Origin of the sequence: Klebsiella sp. 4_1_44FAA (assembly GCF_000238715.1) — a bacterium.
Taxonomy (GTDB): domain Bacteria; phylum Pseudomonadota; class Gammaproteobacteria; order Enterobacterales; family Enterobacteriaceae; genus Klebsiella; species Klebsiella pneumoniae.
In genome coordinates this window covers 306,185-312,216 of record NZ_JH414802.1, presented here as the reverse complement: position 1 = coordinate 312,216, position 6,032 = coordinate 306,185, and the positions used below count along the sequence as shown (strand labels likewise).

4 protein-coding genes and 2 pseudogenes are annotated in these 6,032 nt (G+C 54.7%); all 6 read left to right on the top strand.

Features of this window, described 5'->3' with window-relative positions; translation table 11 throughout:
• The coding region (locus tag HMPREF1024_RS09045; RefSeq protein ID WP_009309059.1) for an IS3 family transposase at nt 1-288 on the top strand (288 nt) is incomplete at its 5' end.
• A gap of 57 nt (nt 289-345) precedes the next feature.
• The gene (locus HMPREF1024_RS0126900) at nt 346-816 is read left to right on the top strand and encodes a hypothetical protein (protein ID WP_032451390.1); all 471 of its coding nucleotides are present in this window, start codon (nt 346-348) and stop codon (nt 814-816) included.
• Nucleotides 813-1,295, top strand: coding sequence for a DUF1833 family protein (locus HMPREF1024_RS09050; protein WP_009309058.1), 483 nt, complete (start codon nt 813-815; stop codon nt 1,293-1,295). Before HMPREF1024_RS0126900 ends, HMPREF1024_RS09050 begins: the two co-directional genes overlap by 4 nt.
• Nucleotides 1,296-1,305: 10 nt before the next feature.
• Nucleotides 1,306-1,686: a hypothetical protein gene (locus HMPREF1024_RS09055; protein WP_009309057.1), complete on the top strand. Its 381-nt coding sequence runs from the start codon at nt 1,306-1,308 to the stop codon at nt 1,684-1,686.
• Nucleotides 1,683-4,750 (top strand): annotated as a pseudogene (locus tag HMPREF1024_RS0126895) (host specificity factor TipJ family phage tail protein). Before HMPREF1024_RS09055 ends, HMPREF1024_RS0126895 begins: the two are co-directional and overlap by 4 nt.
• 55 nt (nt 4,751-4,805) lie before the next feature.
• A pseudogene (locus tag HMPREF1024_RS09060) lies at nt 4,806-6,032 on the top strand (hypothetical protein); the annotation flags it as partial.

Genomic DNA, 6,032 nt, shown 5'->3' with positions numbered 1-6,032 from the left:
CAGGACCGGGGTGGTCAGTACTGCTCAGCAGATTATCAGGCCCTGTTGAAGCAGCACGACCTTCGGGGCAGCATGAGTGCAAAAGGCTGCTGCTATGACAATGCCTGCGCGGAAAGCTTTTTCCACACGCTGAAGGTAGAGTGCATCCACGGTGAGCGTCTAATCAGTCGCGATGATATGCGTACGATGGTATTTAATTACATTGAGTGCGATTACAATCGCTGGCGTCGTCACAGTGCCTGTGGCGGCCTCAGCCCGGAACAATTTGAAAATCAGAATCTCGCTTAGGCGCGTGTCCATATTACGAGGAGAGGATCAAACTACCTCGGGGAGGAAAATTAGCTGATGGCAATTTCAACTAATCTCAATTACCCGAAGGATTATCTCCCTTGCCCATTGAAGGAGAACTTTGGTCTTAAAGCGACTTCTCCGCTAAAAAGTACAGCGATGGTTACCGGCAGGCGGCGACAAAGGCGAGCTTATACTTCGGTTCCTTCTCAAACGCCAGTTTCATGGATCTTTACTGATGGTCAGGCACAGCTTTTCGAAGCCTGGTACCGAGACATCATTACCGATGGGGCTGACTGGTTCAACATGCCGCTCCTTACCCCTTTAGGTGCGCAAGATTATGTCTGTAGGTTTGTCGATATATACGAGGGACCGACACCAGAGGGCGGTAAATACTGGCGATATAGTGCAACGCTGGAATTATGGGAGCGTCCAATCCTTCCGCCTGGCTGGGCCGAGTTCCCTGACTTCATTGTGAACAGCGATATTCTTGATCTTGCCGTTAACAGGGAGTGGCCTGAAGCATGACAAGACTTAACAGGCTCTATGCCAGCAGCGGTCCGGAGGTGATCATTGAAACGCTGCAGATCACCGTTGGCTCAGATGTTCACTACCTGTACCAGGGGTATGAGGATATTACGGCGACGACGGAGAGCGGCAATACCGTAACGTTTACCGCCTGCGCGATTGACATTGCGCTGCCGGCGCGCAACGCGGACGGTACGCAAGATTTGAAATTCGCCCTGTGTAATGTCGATGGTGTTGTGTCCACGACGATCCGCAATGCCCTGGCTAACAGGTTGCCTGCATCGCTGACATACCGCAGTTTTATCTCCACGGATTTAGCCGCGCCTGCGGCAGTGCCGTATACGCTGAAAATCAAGTCGGGTTACTGGACGGCTACAGAGGTGCAGATCACTGCGGGCTATATGAATGTCCTCGATATGGCCTGGCCGCGTTACCGCTACACGCTCCCTGTCTTCCCCGGACTGCGTTATATCAGCTAAGGAATCCATCATGTTTAACCCTGATAAATACCGTTCAGTCACCTGGCTGAAGGGCGGGCGCGTTTACCCGCAGCTCGACTGCTTTGGCATTGTAAACGAGATACGCTGTGATTTGGGCTTGCCTCGCTGGCCTGATTTTGCCGGGGTCACGAAAGACGACGGCGGCCTCGACCGGGAGGCGCATCAAATGATGCTTACCCTGGAGCGCTGCGACCCCTGCGAAGGGGCTGGCGTGGCTTGCTATTCCGGCTCAGCAGTCACCCATGTGGGGATTGTTGTCAGTATTGATGGTCTGCTGCATGTGGCGGAATGTAATCCCGGTACCAACGTCACTTTCTTGCCGCTGTCACGGTTTAAGCGGCGATTTGTCAAAGTGGAGTTCTGGCAATGACCATTCGTTTTTACCCGTCCCGGCTTCCCGGCGAACCTCTCGAAACGCATGAGCATGGCGTAACCAGCCTTCGTAACTGGCTGGCGGTGAATGTTGAAGGTTACGAGGATCGGGATTTGCCGCCGCTGACCATTGAGGTTGACGGTCTGTCCATTCCGCCAGGCGAATGGGCCACCTGCGTGATCCGCCCTGATAGTGATGTACGGCTTTATCCGGTCCCCTTCGGGCTGGAGGCAGCCACAATCGCGTGGATTGGTGTCGGTATCTCCGTTGCCGCAGCAGCCTATTCACTGTTTATGATGAGCAATATCGATACGGGAGGCTATACATCATCCACAGGGCGCAGTCTCGACCTGAACCCGGCGCGGGCCAACACCGCAAAACTCGGTGATGCCATTCGTGAAGTGTTTGGCCGGGTGCGTATCTACCCAGATTATGTGGTCCAGCCTGTGACCCGGTTCGACGTTGCTGATCCAACGAAGATGCGTGTCCAGATGCTGCTGAGTCTTGGGGTCGGTGACCTGGAATATTCCACTGGCGATATCCGGGTTGGCAGCACCCCGGCATCGACACTACCGGGTTTCAGCAGTACCCATTACCCGCCCGGCGCGGATGTTTCCGGCGATGAGCGCAGCGAGAACTGGTTCAACTCGACAGAGGTGGGTGGAACATCAAGCGGAACAGGGCTGGATATGGCCCAGACCTCACCTGATTCCGACGATATTATCGCTGACAGCATGACGGTTTCTGGTGCATCCGTAACGTTTACAGGTCTTGATACAGATGATGGTGACGATGACGACGAGGATGATAATTCTCTCCCGGACAGCTGGGTAACGGGGACCATAGTCGAAATTAAGGCGCCGACAAATTATCTGATCTCCACCTCTTCTGGTTACAGTGTCTTTGCCAGCTCGTTGCTTACCGAACTTGCTCCCGTAGCGGGTATGCCGGTGACGCTGAGTTTCAACAGTGTCGATTATGACCTCGTCATTGCGTCCTATACCCCGGGTCAGGACGCAGTGCCTGGCGAGGGTGGCAGTCCAGCAAAAATTCAAGCCAGTGCGGCTCCCGTCACCTACGATTTTTCGACCAGCTCCAGTACGTTCATGATCACATGGCAGGGCACCACCTATACGGTGTCGCTGGTAGCGAACTACATCTCGATGTCGGGACTGCTGGCGGCTATCACCGAGGGGCTCACTGGCTCCGGCCTGGTCGCACGGGACAACGGCGGTACCGTACTGATAACCGAGGCGGCCAGTCCTTACGTGGGTGGGGCAATCACATCCTCCTCGCTGCCTGCAGCCGTTTTCGGTGATGCCCCGGTTTACACCTCCGGCACGCCATCAACCGGCGGTAGCCCGGCGGTAACGGCAAACGTGACGCTTGCATATAACAGCACTACGGGAACCGCATTCTCGGGCATGCCTGAAGGTGTGCAACGGATTTCACTTGCTCACCGCGGGAATGAGTACCAGATCGTCTCTGCCGACGGCACAACGGCAACAGTGGCGCGCCTGGTTAATGGGTCCGTTGATGAGTCGTGGCCGGGATTCACCGCCAGGACGATGATCGACTATGAGGCCACCGGCCTCAATGACACGCTGAGCTGGCTGGGGCCGTTCCTGGTTTGCCCTGAAAATGAGACCGTCGATATGTTCGAGGTGAATTTCTCTTTCCCGAACGGTATTTGCGGCTTTGACAGTAAGGGCAAAAAACGGATTCGCCACGTTGAGTGGGAGATACAGTATCGCGTCTACGGTTCCGGATCGGGGTGGGTGAGTCACCAGGGCGAGTATGCGCTTAAAAACGTCAACGGGCTGGGATTCACTGAGCGGATCACCCTCAGTTCTCCGGGACTGGTAGAGGTTCGCTGCCGTCGGCGCAATGAGCAGGGCTCAAACAACGCGCGAGACAGTATGTACTGGCAGGCACTGCGCGGACGGCTGCTGACGCGCCCTTCTCCTATCCAGGTGTGTCGCTGATGGCGGTGACCGTTGAGACGGGCGGGAAGCTGGCGGCGCAGTCAGACCGCCGCGTAAACGTTGTGGCCACGCGGTCCTATGACTCAGGAACGGCCAGAACCATTTCGGGGGCGCTGCTGCATGTCGGGAGCTCGCTGGGGCTGGAGATGGACGTCGATACCATCAACGCACTAGAGTCCGCGTACTGGACGCCACGGGGCGAAAATTTCGATTTCGCCACCGGCGACAGTATCTCGGCGCTGGAAATGCTGCAGATGATAGCCAGTGCCGGGAAATCCCGCTTCCTGTTAAGCGATGGCCTTGCGACGGTCAACCGCGAGGGGATTAAGCCCTGGACGGGGATCATAACGCCGCATGAGATGGTGGAGGAGCTGCAGAGCGGATTTACCGTGCCGTCCGACGATGATTTTGATGGTGTCGACGTGACGTACATCAACGGCGTCACCTGGGCGGAGGAGACTGTTAAATGTCGGACACCCGATAATCCCACACCGGTGAAAATCGAGAACTACAAACTCGATGGGGTGCTCAATCAGGATCACGCCTACCAGATCGGCATGCGTCGCCTGATGAAGTATCTTCAGCAGCGGGTTACATACCAGACCACCACCGAGCTGGATGCGCTCTGCTACAACACGGGCGATCGGATTGTACTGACAGACGATATACCTGGGAACAACACGATTTCCTGTCTGGTGGAGGCGATGACAACGGCTGGTGGCGTGACAACCTTCACCGTTACGGAGCTGCTTGACTGGTCTTTCGAAAACCCCCGTGCGCTGATCCGCTATCAGGATGGCTCTGCATCCGGTCTGATGGTGGCGAGCAGAGTGGGGGATTATCAGTTGTCCGTTCCCCATCTGAGTGATTTTGATGACCCATTGAAGATTGACCAGACTTCACCAGCCATTGAGCCAGTCCGCCTGGTGTTCTGCGGCTCAACGCGTCATGTCTATGACGCCATTGTTGAGGAGATTGCCCCTCAATCAGACGGGACGTGTCAGGTTACCGCCAAAGAGTACCGCGCGTCCTTCTACGACTACGACAACGCCAGTTATCCCGGCGACATTGCATAAAACAGAAATAACTCTCAACAACCCGCTTCGGCGGGTTTTTTGTTATAGGGCGACTATGAGCACATATAAAACCGGCAACCCGCTGGGCTCTGCGGCTGTAAAGGATTTATTTGATAACGCCGAGAACCTCGATTTTGCACTGAACAGCCTGACGGCCTTGATATGGACTGACCGCCTGGGGAAAGTTCGGCCTTCATTTTTTGGAATGGAGACATCATTTCTCAGCCAGATGTCCAGTCAGGAGAGTCGGTTTACTTCTCAGCTGGCCGATCAGGATACGCGATTTAATACGTTCATCGCTTCATCAGGCTATGACATTATTGGCGATTACACGGTGGGGACTATTCCGGAAGGAAACCCCCTGACCATCACCGAGTATAACCAGCTCATTCGTTATAACAACGAACTCTACAAACTCACGGCAGCGACTGATATCCCGTTCACGGCTTCGGGTAAAACGGACGAAACCTGGACTGCTACAGACTCTGCACATTTTGTATCTGTCGGTGATGCTGCTCTTCGCCAAAACCTGGGTTCAAGCGACGGCGCTAAACTCGTTGGTGGAATAGGATTTGTGTCTCCGGAAATGTTCGGCTACCTGCACGGTGTTTCTCCTGATGCCGTGCCTTACTATCAAAAGGCTGTCGATGAAGGACACGCCAGAGGGCTTCCCGTGCAACTGACGGGGAAATATTACGCCACAACCTATCCTCATAAAGTCACTTTACCAGGCGATGACGGGACCGCTTACCCGGGATGGGTGGCTGCAGCGAATGATGCAAATATTGCCGCGGAACCTGAAAATCATATTTACGCGGCGATTCGACTTTATCCCGACTCCGTTATTATCGGCGACAGTATGCAGAACTGCGCGTTAATTGGAGACTGGGATTCTGATACGCCTGTGATTAACAATAACCAGCACATTGGTTATTTTATTTCCGGTGACTCATCAGACGGTTATATTCGCCCGCAGCTGGTTAATCACGGTGTGCGCAACTTCTTTATCGGTCGCTACGGGAATGGCGTTCTTGACCGGTCCACAGAAGATAATTTCCTCATCCGTGATTGCTGTCTGACGGGCTGGTTTATGGGGGCCGACTCCGTTTGCAACGGTTTCGTTGTCGCCCGTGATTGCTTTACCGGCGACGCCTATGGCGGGGCGTGGACGCAACGAAATGCCGCGGTCACGATTCCGTATCTCCCACCCTATCCGGCGGCAGAGATTTTCAAAGTGGGCTGGGTTGATGCTATCCGGTATACGAAATATCACTTTTACGGC

Bases quoted from the DNA above. Each gene is read 5' to 3' on its own strand.
- HMPREF1024_RS0126900 (WP_032451390.1), top strand. From the start codon at position 346: ATGGCAATTTCAACTAATCTCAATTACCCGAAGGATTATCTCCCTTGC.
- HMPREF1024_RS09050 (WP_009309058.1), top strand. From the start codon at position 813: ATGACAAGACTTAACAGGCTCTATGCCAGCAGCGGTCCGGAGGTGATC.
- HMPREF1024_RS09055 (WP_009309057.1), top strand. From the start codon at position 1,306: ATGTTTAACCCTGATAAATACCGTTCAGTCACCTGGCTGAAGGGCGGG.